General features: G+C 56.0%; 24 protein-coding genes and 1 pseudogene. 17 read left to right on the top strand and 8 right to left on the bottom strand.

What is annotated here, in order from left to right; genetic code table 11:
• The first annotated feature begins 187 nt into the window (after positions 1–187).
• From NRG23_RS31240 to NRG23_RS31215, 6 genes are all read left to right on the top strand, one after another.
• Complete coding sequence (locus NRG23_RS31240) at positions 188–682, top strand: HNH endonuclease (RefSeq protein ID WP_257373250.1); 495 nt, start codon at positions 188–190, stop codon at positions 680–682.
• Positions 683–737: 55 nt separating this feature from the next.
• Positions 738–1,838, top strand: coding sequence for a hypothetical protein (locus NRG23_RS31235; protein WP_257373249.1), 1,101 nt, complete (start codon positions 738–740; stop codon positions 1,836–1,838).
• A 7-nt stretch (positions 1,839–1,845) separates the two neighbouring features.
• A complete protein-coding gene (locus NRG23_RS31230) occupies positions 1,846–2,655 on the top strand; it encodes an ERF family protein (protein ID WP_257373248.1) in 810 nt (269 codons plus the stop codon).
• Positions 2,652–3,419: a lambda exonuclease family protein gene (locus NRG23_RS31225; RefSeq protein WP_009048005.1), complete on the top strand. Its 768-nt coding sequence runs from the start codon at positions 2,652–2,654 to the stop codon at positions 3,417–3,419. Before NRG23_RS31230 ends, NRG23_RS31225 begins: the two co-directional genes overlap by 4 nt.
• Positions 3,416–3,940, top strand: coding sequence for a hypothetical protein (locus NRG23_RS31220; RefSeq protein WP_257373247.1), 525 nt, complete (start codon positions 3,416–3,418; stop codon positions 3,938–3,940). Before NRG23_RS31225 ends, NRG23_RS31220 begins: the two co-directional genes overlap by 4 nt.
• Before the next feature lie 72 nt (positions 3,941–4,012).
• Positions 4,013–4,390 carry a hypothetical protein gene (locus tag NRG23_RS31215; RefSeq protein WP_257373246.1) on the top strand — a complete coding sequence of 126 codons (378 nt, stop codon included), beginning with the start codon at positions 4,013–4,015 and terminating at the stop codon, positions 4,388–4,390.
• Here NRG23_RS31215 and NRG23_RS31210 read toward each other — a convergent pair.
• Complete coding sequence (locus NRG23_RS31210; RefSeq protein ID WP_257373245.1) at positions 4,387–4,878, bottom strand: hypothetical protein; 492 nt, start codon at positions 4,876–4,878, stop codon at positions 4,387–4,389. The two genes, NRG23_RS31215 and NRG23_RS31210, sit on opposite strands and share 4 nt — an antisense overlap.
• 92 nt (positions 4,879–4,970) lie before the next feature.
• Between NRG23_RS31210 and NRG23_RS31205 the strand changes: the two genes are divergently transcribed.
• Positions 4,971–5,531 (top strand): hypothetical protein, encoded by a 561-nt coding sequence (locus tag NRG23_RS31205; protein WP_257373244.1) that lies wholly within the window; start codon positions 4,971–4,973, stop codon positions 5,529–5,531.
• Between the two features lie 4 nt (positions 5,532–5,535).
• On the opposite strand, the gene NRG23_RS31200 is transcribed toward NRG23_RS31205, so the two are convergent.
• Positions 5,536–5,754, bottom strand: a complete 219-nt coding sequence (locus NRG23_RS31200) for a hypothetical protein (RefSeq protein WP_257373243.1) — start codon at positions 5,752–5,754, stop codon at positions 5,536–5,538.
• Between the two features lie 104 nt (positions 5,755–5,858).
• On the opposite strand from NRG23_RS31200, the gene NRG23_RS31195 reads away from it, so the two are divergent.
• The 3 genes from NRG23_RS31195 to NRG23_RS31185 all read left to right on the top strand — a co-directional run bounded on the left by NRG23_RS31195 (position 5,859) and on the right by NRG23_RS31185 (position 6,684).
• Entirely contained in the window at positions 5,859–6,047 is a 189-nt protein-coding gene (locus NRG23_RS31195) for a hypothetical protein (protein ID WP_257373242.1), read from the top strand.
• Between the two features lie 4 nt (positions 6,048–6,051).
• A complete protein-coding gene (locus NRG23_RS31190; RefSeq protein ID WP_257373241.1) occupies positions 6,052–6,228 on the top strand; it encodes a hypothetical protein in 177 nt (58 codons plus the stop codon).
• A 111-nt stretch (positions 6,229–6,339) separates the two neighbouring features.
• Complete coding sequence (locus NRG23_RS31185) at positions 6,340–6,684, top strand: hypothetical protein (RefSeq protein ID WP_202339621.1); 345 nt, start codon at positions 6,340–6,342, stop codon at positions 6,682–6,684.
• A 52-nt stretch (positions 6,685–6,736) separates the two neighbouring features.
• Here the strand turns inward: NRG23_RS31185 and NRG23_RS31180 are convergent, their stop codons facing one another.
• Both NRG23_RS31180 and NRG23_RS31175 read right to left on the bottom strand, forming a co-directional pair.
• Entirely contained in the window at positions 6,737–7,192 is a 456-nt protein-coding gene (locus NRG23_RS31180; protein WP_257373240.1) for a hypothetical protein, read from the bottom strand.
• Entirely contained in the window at positions 7,189–7,470 is a 282-nt protein-coding gene (locus NRG23_RS31175) for a hypothetical protein (RefSeq protein WP_202339619.1), read from the bottom strand. The genes NRG23_RS31180 and NRG23_RS31175 overlap by 4 nt, the downstream gene beginning before the upstream one ends.
• 119 nt (positions 7,471–7,589) lie before the next feature.
• On the opposite strand from NRG23_RS31175, the gene NRG23_RS31170 reads away from it, so the two are divergent.
• Entirely contained in the window at positions 7,590–8,402 is an 813-nt protein-coding gene (locus NRG23_RS31170) for a hypothetical protein (protein ID WP_202339618.1), read from the top strand.
• On the opposite strand, the gene NRG23_RS31165 is transcribed toward NRG23_RS31170, so the two are convergent.
• The gene (locus tag NRG23_RS31165) at positions 8,348–9,925 is read right to left on the bottom strand and encodes a hypothetical protein (protein ID WP_257373239.1); all 1,578 of its coding nucleotides are present in this window, start codon (positions 9,923–9,925) and stop codon (positions 8,348–8,350) included. The genes NRG23_RS31170 and NRG23_RS31165 overlap by 55 nt on opposite strands.
• Before the next feature lie 51 nt (positions 9,926–9,976).
• Between NRG23_RS31165 and NRG23_RS31160 the strand changes: the two are divergent.
• A pseudogene (locus tag NRG23_RS31160) lies at positions 9,977–10,060 on the top strand (DNA cytosine methyltransferase); the annotation flags it as partial.
• Here NRG23_RS31160 and NRG23_RS31155 read toward each other — a convergent pair.
• Positions 10,057–10,287, bottom strand: coding sequence for a hypothetical protein (locus NRG23_RS31155; RefSeq protein ID WP_257373238.1), 231 nt, complete (start codon positions 10,285–10,287; stop codon positions 10,057–10,059). The pseudogene NRG23_RS31160 and the gene NRG23_RS31155 sit on opposite strands and share 4 nt — an antisense overlap.
• Before the next feature lie 230 nt (positions 10,288–10,517).
• On the opposite strand from NRG23_RS31155, the gene NRG23_RS31150 reads away from it, so the two are divergent.
• On the top strand, positions 10,518–10,856 hold the full coding sequence (locus tag NRG23_RS31150) for a hypothetical protein (RefSeq protein ID WP_257373237.1): 339 nt from the start codon (positions 10,518–10,520) through the stop codon (positions 10,854–10,856).
• 330 nt (positions 10,857–11,186) lie between these two features.
• Positions 11,187–11,828, top strand: a complete 642-nt coding sequence (locus NRG23_RS31145) for a hypothetical protein (RefSeq protein ID WP_257373236.1) — start codon at positions 11,187–11,189, stop codon at positions 11,826–11,828.
• 83 nt (positions 11,829–11,911) lie between these two features.
• Here the strand turns inward: NRG23_RS31145 and NRG23_RS31140 are convergent, their stop codons facing one another.
• A complete protein-coding gene (locus NRG23_RS31140; protein ID WP_257373235.1) occupies positions 11,912–12,217 on the bottom strand; it encodes a hypothetical protein in 306 nt (101 codons plus the stop codon).
• Between NRG23_RS31140 and NRG23_RS31135 the strand changes: the two genes are divergently transcribed.
• On the top strand, positions 12,216–12,548 hold the full coding sequence (locus tag NRG23_RS31135) for a hypothetical protein (RefSeq protein ID WP_257373234.1): 333 nt from the start codon (positions 12,216–12,218) through the stop codon (positions 12,546–12,548). The genes NRG23_RS31140 and NRG23_RS31135 overlap by 2 nt on opposite strands.
• 49 nt (positions 12,549–12,597) lie before the next feature.
• Positions 12,598–12,948, top strand: a complete 351-nt coding sequence (locus NRG23_RS31130; protein ID WP_257373233.1) for a hypothetical protein — start codon at positions 12,598–12,600, stop codon at positions 12,946–12,948.
• A gap of 462 nt (positions 12,949–13,410) precedes the next feature.
• Here NRG23_RS31130 and NRG23_RS31125 read toward each other — a convergent pair whose 3' ends face one another.
• Positions 13,411–13,797: a hypothetical protein gene (locus tag NRG23_RS31125; protein ID WP_257373232.1), complete on the bottom strand. Its 387-nt coding sequence runs from the start codon at positions 13,795–13,797 to the stop codon at positions 13,411–13,413.
• A 149-nt stretch (positions 13,798–13,946) separates the two neighbouring features.
• On the opposite strand from NRG23_RS31125, the gene NRG23_RS31120 reads away from it, so the two are divergent.
• The gene (locus NRG23_RS31120) at positions 13,947–14,189 is read left to right on the top strand and encodes a DUF4224 domain-containing protein (protein WP_257373231.1); all 243 of its coding nucleotides are present in this window, start codon (positions 13,947–13,949) and stop codon (positions 14,187–14,189) included.

Genomic DNA, 14,189 nt, shown 5'->3' with positions numbered 1-14,189 from the left:
GAAAGAGCTGGAACCTGCCAGCTCCCCGCCCTTTCGACGGGGACTCAGCGGTGAGCCGCCTACAAAGCGCCCGCCGCGCGGCCTATTGGCGTGGCTCTGCAATCACCCTTCTCCTCTGCACCTTCTTGATGCTGCTCGGCGCCCTCGCCGATCGGATAGCGCCAGTCTTCTAGTCCACGGAGTGTTCATGACCCTCACTCAGGAGCGACTGCTCGAACTTTTTACCTACAACCCCGATACCGGGATTTTTACTAGAAAGGTTACGGTTTCAAATCAGCCACCAGGCACGGCAGTAGGTCATCCACATGGTCACCGCTATTTGGGGGTGTGCGTGGATGGTAAGCGCTATTACTGCCATCGACTTGCATGGCTCTACATGACCGGAAGTTTTCCGCCGAAGGAGATTGATCACATAAACGGCAACGGCGAAGACAATCGCTGGGAAAACTTGAGGGTCGCCGATAGACAACAAAACCTCATGAACCGAAAACACAGGCTCGCCAAGTCCGGTGTTAAAGGCGTTCACCGCTTCTGGAACGATAGCGCGTGGTACGCCCAAGTTGGATTCAAAGGAAAGACCTACAACCTCGGAACTTTCCAGTCTCTTGAAGATGCTGAGGAAGCTGTGAAGAAAGGCCGCGCCAGGCTTCATGGCGAATTCTGCAACAACGAAACCCTCTAAACACCCAACAACCCAAGCATTCAAGCGCTGCGCACGTCGCGGCAAGGATTCGCTCGTGTCCGCACAAACCGAACTGGCCGTCGTGCCGCCGCAAGAAACGGCCCTCGCCGTTTACAGCACTCCGAACGGCCTGGAGCCATGGCTTCAACAGATCCGCAGCAAGATCGATGGCTTCACGCCGGACATCAGCACCCGCAAAGGTCGCGAGGCAATCGCTTCCATGGCCTACGCAGTCGCCAGATCCAAAACCGCCCTGGACGACGTCGGCAAGAAGCTGGTGGCCGACCTGAAGGAGGTGCCGAAGAAGATCGACGCCGAGCGTAAGCGCGTCCGGGACACCCTTGAAGCTTGGCAGGAAGAGGTCCGCCGCCCGCTGAACGAATGGCAAGCAGCAGAAGATGCCCGGGTCGACAAACACAACGACGGCATCGAGGCCATCAAGGCCCTGGCCAGGTTCGAGGAGCCGCCGACGGCTGCCCATGTCTCCCAGGTCATCGTCGACCTGGAGCTGCTGGCTCTCGACGACTCCTGGGAGGAGTTCTTGCCCGAAGCGGCCCAGGCAAAGGATCAAACGCTGATCGCGCTGCGCAGCCTTCTGGTCAAACGCCAAAAGGAAGAGGCAGAGCAAGCCGAGCTGGCACGTCTCCGGGCCGAAGCGGAAGCGCGCGAACAGAAAGATCGCGAGGAACGCATCGCCCGGGAAGCCGCCGAGCGCGCCCGTATCGAAGCAGAGCAGAAAGCCCAGGCTGAACGCGAAGCCACTCTGCGCCGCGAACAGGAAGCCAAGGCCGCCGCCGAACGCCGTGAACTGGAGCTGAAACTTCAGGCCGAACAGGCCGAGCGCGCCGCGGCCCAAGCGAAAGCTGATCAGGTCGCAGCTGAGCAGCGTGCCGAGCAAGAGCGCCAGGCGGCAGCGCAGCGCGCTGAGCAGGCTGCCGAGCAGGCGCGCATCGATGAACGCCGCCGGGCTGATGCAGCCGCCGCCGAGATTGTGCGGCAGCAGGAGGCCCGCGAACGCGATGAGGCGCACCGCCGCACCATCAACCGTTCCGCCCTTGAGGCGTTTGTCGCCGGCGGCATGACTGAGGAATGCGCCAAGCAGGCCATCACGCTGATTGCCAAGCGCCAGATCCCGAACGTTTCGATTGCCTACTGAGGTCGCCATGAGCAATACAGCACTCGCCGAGAAATCTGACGCTCGGCAGATCGCCTCCCCGGGGATCACCAGCGAGTCAACCGCAATGCTGACCATGATTCAGCGTGCTGCTACCGATCCCGCCTTCGACGCAGACAAGATGCAGAAGATGATGGAGATGTACGAACGGCACACGGACCGCACCGCTGCAGCGGCTTTCAACGCCGCGATGGTCAGGGCTCAAGCCGAGATCGGCCCAGTGTTCCGCGACAAGTTCAACGCACAGACGAACAGCTCTTATGCCGCGCTTGAGTCGATTGACCGGAAAATATCGCCGGTCTACACGGCTTACGGCTTCTCACTGTCATTCGGCACTGGAGACAGTCCGCTGGCCGGCCACATCCGCACGGTGTGCGACTGCATGCATGAGGCTGGCCACACGAAGCAGTACCACGTCGATCTTCCGATTGACTCGGCCGGCATCAAAGGCAGCGTGAACAAGACAGGCGTCCACGCCAGTGGTTCGACATACAGCTATGCCCGGCGCTATCTGACGATGATGATCTTCAATGTCGTCCTGACCAATGAGGACGACGACGGGAATGGGGATCAAACGCAAGGCCTTGGCGAACTCCTGAACGAGTGGATACCAAAGGCTTATGCAGCAGAATCGAAGGACGCGCTTACCGCTATCTGGCAGGCGGGAGTGCAGTTCTCCCAGGACCTGAAAGCAACCGACAAGCAGACGGCAACCGACCTCTATGAAGCCTTGAAGATTGCCGTCACCACACGCGGCCAGCGACTCAACCAATCGCCAGAAACTGGAGGTCATCAATGATCATCCTCAATTGCGCCCAAGGATCTCCCGAGTGGCTGCAAGGCCGAGCCGGGGTTATCACAGCCAGCATGTTCAGTACTGCTCGTTCCAAGGTGAATGGCCTGACTGCCCAGCAGCGGACCTATGTGGATGCGATGCTGGCAGGCCATAGCGAGTCCCGCGCTCGTGACCTGGCAGGCTATAAGGCGGCACCGAAGGCAGAGGTCGTTCAGCGTGCTCTGGATGGCGAAAAAGTCGGAGAGCCATCCAATGCCGCACTGACCTATGCCTTCGAGCTGGCCGTTGAGCGAATCGGCGGCGCACCGCTGGATGGAGGGTTCGAGACCTGGCAAATGCGTCGTGGGCACGAACTGGAGCCGGAAGCGCGCATGGAGCACGAAATTCAGACCGGCCTCATTGTGAATCAGGTCGGACTGGTGAAAACCGACGACGGAGTTTTCGGCGCAAGCGCAGACGGTTTCATCGGCGAGGATGGCGGCGCTGAGTACAAGTGCTTCCTCGCTCCGGACAAGCTCCGCGCCTTCCACATCGACAACGATGCAAGCGACGTCATAGACCAGGTGCAGGGATGTATGTGGATCACTGAAAAGAAGTGGTGGCACATCGGGATGTACTGCCCACTTCTTAAGCCGGTCGGCCGCCAGCTCTGGCTGCAAGAGTTCAAGCGCGACGACGACTACATCGAAAAGCTCGAGGAAGACCTCTGGCAGTTCAAGCTGCTGGTCGATCAGTACGAGGCCAAGCTGAGGAGTAAGGCAGCATGATCAGCACCGAGCTCAGCACCATCAAGATGAAGGATGCGCAACGCGCCGACCTGGCCGACCACACCGCGGTCTTCTTGTCCGCCGGCGGCGTCATTCTGGAGGCGGACATTTCCACCTCCCCTCCGCAGAAATCCACCTACGGGCGCCAGAGTACGCCGAACTTCCAGCGACCAGCCGTCAAAGAGAACTCAGATCAGCGGGCAGCGCGCATCAAGAAGCTGGCCAAGACCATGAACCGGAGCGAGATCTGCGCGAAAGAAGGCCTATCCCTGGGCGTTCTCAAGGGCATTGCCAAGCGCTACGACATTGAGTTCTTGGCAGGACCCAAGAAGGCACGCGCTCCGAACAGGGCCACGCCAGAGACCGAAGCCCTGATGGTTATACGGATCAAGGGCTGCATCGCACAGGGCATCAACCGCCAGCAGTGCTGCAAGTCCCTGGGCATCAGCTCGACGCTTCTCTACCGGTTGATCAAGGACTACAGCATCGACTATCCGACACTGAAGCCGGCGTTCCGATGAAGCGAAGACCCCAACAACGCAAACGACAGACCTGGCTCGCACTGCCGGCCAGCGGAATCGAAGAGGTAGGCCATGGCCGAAGAACAGGAACTTGCGCCGGACGAGCCGCAGCTGACAGCGGAAGCCATCAAGCAGCGCAGGAAGCGCGAGAAGGCAGCAGCGAAGGACGCTGCATTGGGCGTCGAGAAGTTTACGGTTGAGGTGGCCGGGGTGTTCAAGCCTGACCTCAAACGGGTCATGGCCGCCCACGGCATCAACAACCAGCAGGATATTCACCAACGGCTGCTGAAGAACTTGATTGGGGCCGACTTCGAGGTTCAGGTCTGGATGCTACGGAATGTCACGACACCTTATGAGATTCCCGAAAAGGTGTCGCGAGCATTTTACGAGAAGAGCATGGCCGAACTTGCCGCCGACCCCGGCGATGAAATAATCACGCCAGGCGCCTAAAGGAAATACACATCCTCTGGCTTGAACTCGCGCCGGATAGAGTGCGACTCAGACGGGCAATCTGAATGCCCGACAAGCCCTTTCCAAAAGTCCTCATCAAACCAGCCAAGCAGATAAAAATAATGGCAGGCGTCAATCAGCGTTCCCCGATCCCACTCTGATCCAGAACTAGCGAGTCCTTGAATATCGTAATGATCTTCGAGTTCGTAAAACGAGATTTTCTCCTTTTCTGACCACTTTTTGTCCAGAAAACCTGCCAACTCAGAAATCTGCTCTTCGCTAACCGCGAACTGCTCTTTGTAGGGTTCATGCCAATGCGCACCGTCATTGCCAATCGGGTAAACACCGTTGTCCCAGGCATATGCGTAAGCCGAGGTGATGTTTCTGCCAGTCCGATCGCTCGTGAAGAGCGCGAGAAGTTGGAATTTCTGAAGATTGAAAAGCATTTCCGCAGTAGCTGACATTTTCGCTCCTTGATCCAGCCCCATGCCGGTCACCCGTAATACCCCAGCCAAAACCAAATTGCCACCATCCGCTGCGCATCCGGTCACGGAGGGCGGCGCATACCTGGAGAAACACCATGATCAACTACATGTACAAGACGACAGCGCCAGCAGTTGTTGACGCTGTCATCGCTTGGGATGCCAAGCGCTCGGCTTGGAATATTCAGCGCGCCAAGCTCGGCCAGGTGTTCGGCGGCGAGACCTCGCCAATGCGCTCGGGCAGTCGCAGCTATGTCGGGGGCGTGAAGCTCAGTGCAAGCCGCGAGCTTGATGTGCATTGGTGCCGCCCTGACCAATACGGCTATCGCGCGCTACGCTCCAGCGCCAAGCCGGCCAAGGGCACATCCAAAGAAGAGCGCGCTGCCCAGGTGGCCGAGCATGAGCGATTGAGCGCGCTGTGGAAAGAGCATTGCCCGGCGAACATCGATCAGGATGAGGCGTGGGAAGCGATGGGCCTGAACCCAGGCGCCCTGTGGCTGAGCGGCGGCGTGTTCTTCGAGCTGGACGGCGCGGTGTATCTGAGCTTAGGCATTCGGCTTGAGGATGGCGTCGAGCAGATTGAAGGCGCCGCCGAGATCCTCGGCAGCGAGTTTGAAGCGGCGCGACAGCAGGTGTTAGGCCTGCGTAAGGCGGCTTGAATTGTTACTCAGCCCTGGATAGCACCAGCGCATGGGCATCACTGATCTCTTTTGCCGCCTGAACTGCATATTTGTTGCCGGCAATTTGATAAGGGCAGCCGCTATCGATGATGTATACACCAGCCTTATCGATGATCTTCCTGACGTCCGCACCGCCTGTTTCCGCGGCTGCAATTACAGCGACGAGCGCCTGCTCCAATGCAATTTCACGATCTGTAGGCATCTAAGTCTCTCCTTGATCCGGCTCCATGCCGGGCCATCAACCAATAGTTCACAAACCAGCAACATGCCAGCCAGGCACTGCCGAAGGCTGCCCGGAGGAAACTTATGCAAGCAGTAATCTATGCGGGCCTGCGTAATGGCGCCCGCGACCAGCAGATCCACGACGCCCTGACCTACAAGCACGTTGCCGAGGTCGCCCAGGACTTCAAGCTCTCCCCGAACACGATCCGCGCGGCGTCGAAGCGCATCGCCAACGCCACGGTGTACGAGCTGAGCCTATTGGGGGGGGGGTAGCCCGATGCCGATTGGCCGGGTCGCCGCCGACTCATTCCGGAAGGCGGCGCTCGGCGCCTACCGCAGCTACCACGGCACCTTCCGAAACCTTGAGCTGCCTTGCTGGGTGATCACCGACGGCACGCAGCGCATCGAGGTGCTGGAGCTCCGCAAGATCGATACCGGCGAAGAGTCGCTGTAACCCCATTCTGCATACACACCTTCACCTTTGAATTACGCCACTGGCGAAGAGTCAGCTGCGGGTAGAGCTACCAGGGAGCCACGTGCTTGTACCTGAGCAATCGCGCGCCTCATGGAGCCATTGCGTTTCACAGGTCCGGCAGACGTATCTCGTCACGACGAGGTCGCCCTCTTCGTGATGGCCGAAGTCCGAAAAACTGTCCGATCCACCGGACTCATCGACCTCATGCATCGCTGCCGCGCAGCACTCACTGATCATCTCTCGCTCCACCATCCGGTACTCACCGAACGCAACACAAATACCCCACTTCTACGAATCACGCCAGCCGGCGTTGAAGTTGCGGTGGGTAGGGAAAGAGTTCAGCGCGAAGACATTGCCCAGGAATTCAAGACGGTATTTCAGGAGAAAATCGGTACCAACGCCTCGCTATGTCTCGGTGGGTTTGATCCCAAATAAAGAAGAAGCTTTGGCGCAGGGCGGTGACTCCTGCGCCTGTGGCGCGGCTATTTCAGATCAGGCTTCTATAATGAGTGAAATTATCACTCTGCAACCCTCTTTCTAAAGCTGCCAGATGCAAATCAAGATCTTGAGTTAGAATCAAACCAGCTCTATCTCTAAGTTCTAAAATCCCAGCATCTGTAAGACCAAGCGGCATAAACTCTGGACAGGACATCACCGCCCGACTTTCCACATGAAGCTCTGAACAGTTATCTGCGATGGCCTTTAATACTTTTCTGATTTCTTTTTTGCGATCACCCTCACCACTCCAAAGCAAATTACTCGCCTCCGTAAGAATATTTGCCGTCAAAACCAACTCACTGTCGGACAACAACATCAGCAAAATCTCATAATCTTCAGCAGTAAAACTATCCGTTCTTTTATGCTCTTGGATGTAACGCACATCATAAGTACCAACCGCTAATAACAACAATAAATTAGTATCAATCAGCGTAGGCGACTTCATTTCTTGTCAAGCATTCTATCGGTAACGGAAATTAAATCCCCATCCGAATCGACTTCAACAACTTTATACGTTCTCTCTGTAGGAAACATAGAGGAAAGTGCACCACCCAAAATCTGATGATTCCTCTCGATCACACGATCAAATCCTACTGTGACCAACCAATTAAAGCCCCGTCTATTTATTTCTTCAAACTTAACATTAGATATCGCCTGATCATCAAACAGATCTGCAACTACGGAAACCGCCACTCTTGCCGCTTCTTTTATGCCAATAGCCACTTGTCAGTCCCTCATTATTTGAATTCAGCTGTAGTTTAGTTCATGCGCATTCTCTATTGAAATTTATAGCAAGACAAATCCTATTTCCCTTGAATCACGCCAGCCGGCGAGGATCCTCAATGTCCGCACAACAACCACGAATCGTATGCCAATTCAGCTGTGGCGCTGCCTCGGCGGTGGCCACCAAGCTGGCGCTGGCGCAATACAGCGCCACTCACGACGTACAAATCATCAACGCCTTTCTGGCCAATGAACACGAAGACAACCGGCGGTTTCTGATGGACTGCCAGACGTGGTTTGGACAGGAAATAGTGCAACTACGGGACGAGAAGTACGGTGCAGACATCATGCACGTGTTTCTCCGTGAGCGATTCATGATGAGCCGCTGGGGGGCGCCCTGCACAAAATTCCTCAAGCGCCGCCTGATGGATGCGTGGAAACAACCAGGTGACGTAATGGTGTTCGGCTACACCGCCGAAGAAGTAGACCGCCTGGAGGGATTTCGCGACCGGAACCCCCATCGTCCCGTCATTGCGCCATTGATCGAGGCTGGCCTGGGGAAAGAGGATTGCAAGGCGATGATCTTACGCGCTGGGATAGAGCTTCCCTTGATGTATCGCTTGGGGTATGACAATGCGAACTGTATAGGTTGCGTGAAAGGCGGTGAAGGCTATTTTCGTGCAATTCGTGAAGACTTCCCGGAACAGTTTGAGGTGCTGTGCCAGGTTCAAGATGAACTTGGCCCAGGCTCGTACCTACATCGCGACCGTAAGACCAATATCCGCTTTTCTCTGCGTGACCTTCCGCCTGGTGAGCCCCGCCGAAACGAGGCGCTACCGGCTTGCTCTTTTTTTTGCGAGATAGCTGAGGCCGATTATCAAATGAGTAATGCGGACCTAACGTCGGATTGGTCGTTATCTGGTGCAGAGTGAACAATCTGAGCTTTCAGTTTGCGGTGCAATACACGATGACAGTTAGCGCACAGGCATCGCAATTGATCGAGGGTCGTCTTGTGATTCTCGCCCATATCAGCGACCTGTATACAGTCGTGATGAACCTCGATGCAGGCTTCACCCTGCTCGCCATAGGTTTCGATGGGGTCTATTCCGCACTTCTCGCAGAAAAGCCGGCCATGGGCTTTGATAAATTCCGCCCTCTTTGCTTTGGCTAGACCTGGAGACCGCTCCCTACGCAGATGCATAACCAACTTAAGCTGGCCTTCCGCCCATTCCCGTTCCTCGGCATCAATGGGTACTTCTACGGAGTCAATTTGCTCGCCTTTAGCGATGATTCGGTAGCCCGCAGCCTCCAGCAGCTCGAAACAAACGGTCCCCTTTCCCGCGGTAAAGTGCTTCGGCATCACATTGAATCCCAGTGCTTCCGTTGCGGCCAGGCCGAAGACCTGCTTAGGGGCTAGCCTTACGTTCGCTTCAACCAATAAATCGTAGTCGATAGAAGGTCCAAAATCCTTGGTCTGAGCGCCTTGAAGAAGATTCTGTACTGCCTTCCAAATATATTCAGCAGTAACTTTGCGTAACTCTTCCGCAGGCAAACGGCCACTATCTTTCAGCTCTTCCCCGTCAACGGAAACTAAAATCTGCTTTGCGGTTACTGCTTCCAAATCAACGTCATCTAAAAGGTTAAGAATTACTTTACCTAATGCAATCGAAATGGCCGCCAGATAACAGCCCTGGTTACCGTTACCATTTGGCTGTAGAGGTGAATTCTTTTTCGGTAGAAGTTTTAGGATTTTCTCGATGTGAGCCTTCGGCGAAATCCAAGTCGATAATGCGATCCAGTCGATCGACACTAACCACCCGTTGGCAGCCCAGCTGGCACCAATCGTTCCAAATTCTTCAGGCTTTGGAGCCTCTGAGCAATTATGAATTGCGACACCGATCGCTTTGATATGTCCATCAGCGTAGGACACCACAACGTCGCCAGGCTCCACTTGGGTCAAATTATCGTAAGTTTTGTTGCGAGCACCATTTTTATTGGTTTTTGGCGACCAAATATAGCCACCTTCAAATTCGGCCTTAAAAGTCTGCTTATGGTTTACCCACCAAAATTTATACCGGGAGGTTAACGAATCTTCAAAGTCGCGTAGTCGTGAAGCTGAATGCTCGACTGCCTCAGGGGAGAAAATATCCGGATGCCTAACCACAACAGCTTCAAAAGCGAACTCCTGTAAACCAAGGCTGACTAGAGCTTTGTAGCCTTGCGTTTCTGCCTCACGGGTAACCACTCTCTCGACGCCCGAAACAATCCCATGCTTTTCCAGCATGCGCCACGTATAAGCAGCTGGCTGTCGCTTTCCATGTTTCTGGAGCAACGTTTGCTCATACGACAGCACTGCAAGAATCGACTCGATCTCAGCCGATGAGGTTGCACCGAACCGCTCAAGAGCAATGCGCTCCGCTTCTTGCTTCAGAGTTTCCATCTTGCGTGCGTCCATGTTTACCCTCTCCGATTTAGGAGAAGAGTCTAAAGCAAACGGATGGCATTTCGACATACCATGCACATGGCTGGAAGCGCAGTGCCGCCTCTGGCGGGGCAGCGAGTTATAGAGGCCTTGTTGAAAGCGGCCTAACCGCGCTCGGCCACCAACTTAGCGCCCAGCTCCCGGCCAGCGACCTGGGCCAGACCGCGGTCGGGGAATGTGCGATCGCCAGCAACAACCGGCACCACCACTTCACCGCCCCGCTTCACCTCGACGTTGATCCGCCAAGTCTCCCGGCCTTCTTCGTCTTTCTCGCACTCCATGTAGTTCCAGAGCTGAAATCCTTCCAGCTCGTCATAGATATCGTGCTTTGTCATGGGCCTTCCCAGTTCAGTGAAGGCCCATCGTATCACCTCATGTTTATTGCGTTCCGCGCCACAGACTGATGATCAGTTTGATCAGTTCGAGAATTGCGATAAGCAGGTCCAGCCACTCAAGAACTTGTGTCATGCATCTTCCTCTTCAGGGATTAGCCCCTTACTCGAGATGGATGACAGGCACCTATAAACCTACCAGTCGCCCGGGCATGGCCCGGCAAGGACTCCCCATGCCTACAGAAAACCAGATCAAGCGCTACACAGTAGCGGGCCTCGTTCAGTCGAGCGAGAACCCGACAATGCAGTTCGTGACAGTTGTGGACTTCGACCGTGTCGCCGCCGAGCGCTCCGCCCTGCAGGCCGACCTGGATGCCAAGGATCAGCGGGTGGATGAGCTGGAGGAGTTGTTGCGGTATTGCCTGTCCGAAGCTCTTCACGGTGACCCCTTCGGCCTTTCGCTCGCGACCGTGCAGCGCATCGAGGCTGCACTCAAGCTAACCACAAAGCCCCACACCTGCTGCGGCAGCTGCCCGGCCGCCAGCGCAGAGCCTGCCATTTGTCCAGGTTAGGAGCCGCGCCGATTGTGAGTTCGTGACGTTCTCAAAAATACTACTTAAGCGACCCGAACAGAGCTGAAAGTAAGACGGAGATCAGTACGAGAACTAGTGCGATCTTTTTCACCGGCCCGAGCCCGCTAGTGAGGACTCTGCAAATAAGCCACAGATATAGCAGGCCAAATCCAGCTGCCCCAAAGATCAGTATGTAAGGCTCTAACAAGCTCGCTCCCTGTGCTTTCTATGGCGGAAAAGTGTCGCATCTTAAGTCCTCTGACAAGTTTTCGCTCACGCATATTCCTAACCCCCCTTTCAAGCCAGCCGCAGCAGCGGCAAGGACTTCTCATGCCCACAGAAAACAAACCGGCCGAGCCGCTACAGGTTGAGCGCTCGACAGTCACAAAGCTGGTAATCACCGGTGCACCCCGTCTCGACCCGATCACGGTGTTCCTGGAAGACTTCGGCCGGCGCGCTTGCCCGACTGAATCCGACCCGAACTATGAGACAGCCCAGGGCAAGATCACGATCAACTGCTGGGACAGCAGCTGGAACGCCTACTGGGGCGGGATGGGGCCGCGTACCGTCGCGGAGTTCGTCGCAGACTGCGGTTGGGATTACATCCTGAACTGTTTGGATCGCGGTATCAGTTCGACGGTGTTCAGCGGTAACGCCCTGCATGCTTTGGCTAAGAAGTGCATCGTCCAACGCCGCCGGCAACAGACCGGGCGCCACGACTGGGAACTAGGCGAGCTGAGTAAGGGCGAAGCCCGCGAGCTTTGGCATGACATCGATGTTCTGCGCGGCATCGAGAGTGCAAACGAATGCTGGCACCACAGCACGCTGTTGACCGAGCTGTTCGGCGAGGAATGGCATTACCCACTCGATGGCAAGGCTGTCGAAGAGAATCACAAGTTCACGTACCTGCGACGTGTTGTCGAGGCTGTTCAACAGGCGTTGCGCCAGGAACAGCAGCAACTGGCCGCATGACGGTCGTGAATGCCCATGGCCTCGGCGGAGGCACGCGAATTCACACCGCAGCAACCCTTATCCCTGCTCATTCAAAGCCAGGACTAGTTCTTCTTTGAGTTGTCTCGGGAGAAAGCTTCGCTAAGTTTTTTTCGAACCTCATCCCGCTCAGCGATCGAGCGCTCACGAACCCGCTTTTTTGTCGACTCCATGACGCCCTCCAAGGAGTCAGGATTTCGCTTACCAAAATTCGCGGGGTCTTCTTCCGGAAAGTCCTCGAAGTAATCCGACCATTCGCCCATTACGACCTTCTCTTCATAGTGATCTGGTTTGTGAAGTAAAGACCAGGTACCAGAAAAGTAAAACTCCTCATCAAAGTCAGCCGCTATAGCGGCCAAGGACGAAGTCATGCCTGTAGAAACCGTTTTGATTCAGCCATTACCAGTTGAACGTGATGCCGACGGCTGGTGGTCGCACCCGGATTACCTTTCGGAATTCGACGATGAAATCACCCGGGCGCAATTCGATGATTGGTGTGCGCGCCACCAGGTGGAAACGAAGGTCACCTGCATGGAAAGCGACGTCGATGCCGATGTGTTCGACGCCTACATGGAGGACGGCCAGGTCGATTGCTCGGCATGGGATATCCGACACCCTACCGAGCCTGGATGGTTCATCCTGTCAATTCACGACACTGAGGAAGGTCCTGTCTGCATCTGGGGTCGGAGGGTGGCGCCATGATCTTCGCCCCGCTCTACATGGCATGGCTGATCTACCGAGGGCCGAGGCGATGAAAGCTCGCATCGAGAAGAAGCTGAGCAAGCGCCTTGTTCAACTCTACCCATCGAACTTCGGGAGCGCCTGGGTCGATGATGGTGAGCCATCTGTGCTGGCCTACGAGCAGAACACGCGAGTGAGTCACGTCCTATCCGTTGGTGGTGGGACCGACTGGCAGGGTGATGGCGAGGATGCTTTCACCGTGTGGGTTGAGTGGTGCCAGACGTGGCCTTGGCACGGCCCGTTCGAGGATTACCCGGACGGGCATGAACATGAGCACTTCCCCAATACGGAAGGCTTCCGGCCAACAACGCGCCATCTGCTCAAGCTGGCCGCCGAGTGCGAGCGCATGAACAGGAAGTGAGGAGTTCGCCACAGCCCGTGTTGCAGTCGACGGATAGCCAGGACAACGGACTGGGCGAACGACTCAACGATAGCCTTGCGCAACGCCGGCAACCATCAGAGCTTTCCAAAATGCCCACGCCCGAAATCTGAATTGGCGCTCGTCCCGGCCAGCACATTCGCCCCTTTACAAGTGCGCTGGGCCGGTCGAGCGGCGCAACTCTACAAACTGTCGCGACAACTGTCCCGAACACAATTCTGAATAAACCTGAAGGCCTGCCATTGGTGGGCGAGGAATCCCCATGAATACCGAATGCAACACCGAGCCAGAAGTAATCGAGTAAATCCGCCTGCCAGAAGTCAAGAAGCTGGTTGGGCTGGGCACCACCAAGATTTACACCATGGCCCGGATGATCTGAGCCACGACAAATGAAAACTCCGACTGAGGATTCAGTCGGAGCTCTGGGCCTACTATCCAGCTAAATCAAGGCCGACCATAAACAGCAAAGTTCAGATTGGTCGAACTCTTGCCGGCTGGGAAAAGACCTCTGAGGTTGTTCATCGAAACAGAACGGATGTTGAACGACTCAGAGGAAGCGTTGGGTGTCACTTCAACGTAGTGAAGGTTCTTGTCGGAACCGCCGGCGTAATCCAGTCGAACCATGAAGGTTCCCGACCCGGCTGCCGAAACCAGCTTGAAGGATTTGTACTGCTGAATTGCAGACTCAACGAAGTTGGGGCCTGCCCTCTCTCCTTCTTTGTTTTTGATTTCGCAACGACCGTTGCCTAAGAAAGTGAATCCATCCAGATCTGCTTGCACTGCAGCAGTAAAGGATTCGCGCGGATCAATCGAATCTTGTTCATCAAGCATGACTCATCTCCTTATGAGTTGAACTTCCTTACAGCACTGAAAATTCTAGTCCAGGGCCGCCTGACATCAAGCTCAGGCTCTGCGCCACTGATAGACGGTGCCCTCGCTTATCTCCTCACCTCTGCGCCACGCGCGGCATGGAGCACACCATGGAATCTGAAATCCTCTCGGACGATGAACTCGCCGAGATCACCGGCTACAAGGCCAGGGCCTACCAGCGCCGCTGGCTCGATGACCGGAACTGGCAGTACGTCGAAAGCCGCGGCAAACGCCCGCTGGTGGGTCGCATGTACGCCCGCATGAAGCTGGGCATGATCAGCCCCACCCTTGCCGATCCAGCCCCACCGCCGGCGGCGCCGGCATGGACACCTGACTATTCGCGAGTGAACTGA

This window comes from Pseudomonas sp. T8 (assembly GCF_024610635.1).
In the GTDB taxonomy this organism is placed as follows: Bacteria; Pseudomonadota; Gammaproteobacteria; order Pseudomonadales; family Pseudomonadaceae; genus Aquipseudomonas; species Aquipseudomonas chlororaphis_I.
Note: the sequence above shows the minus strand (reverse complement) of the source record. Positions and strands in the feature narration are given on the sequence as shown.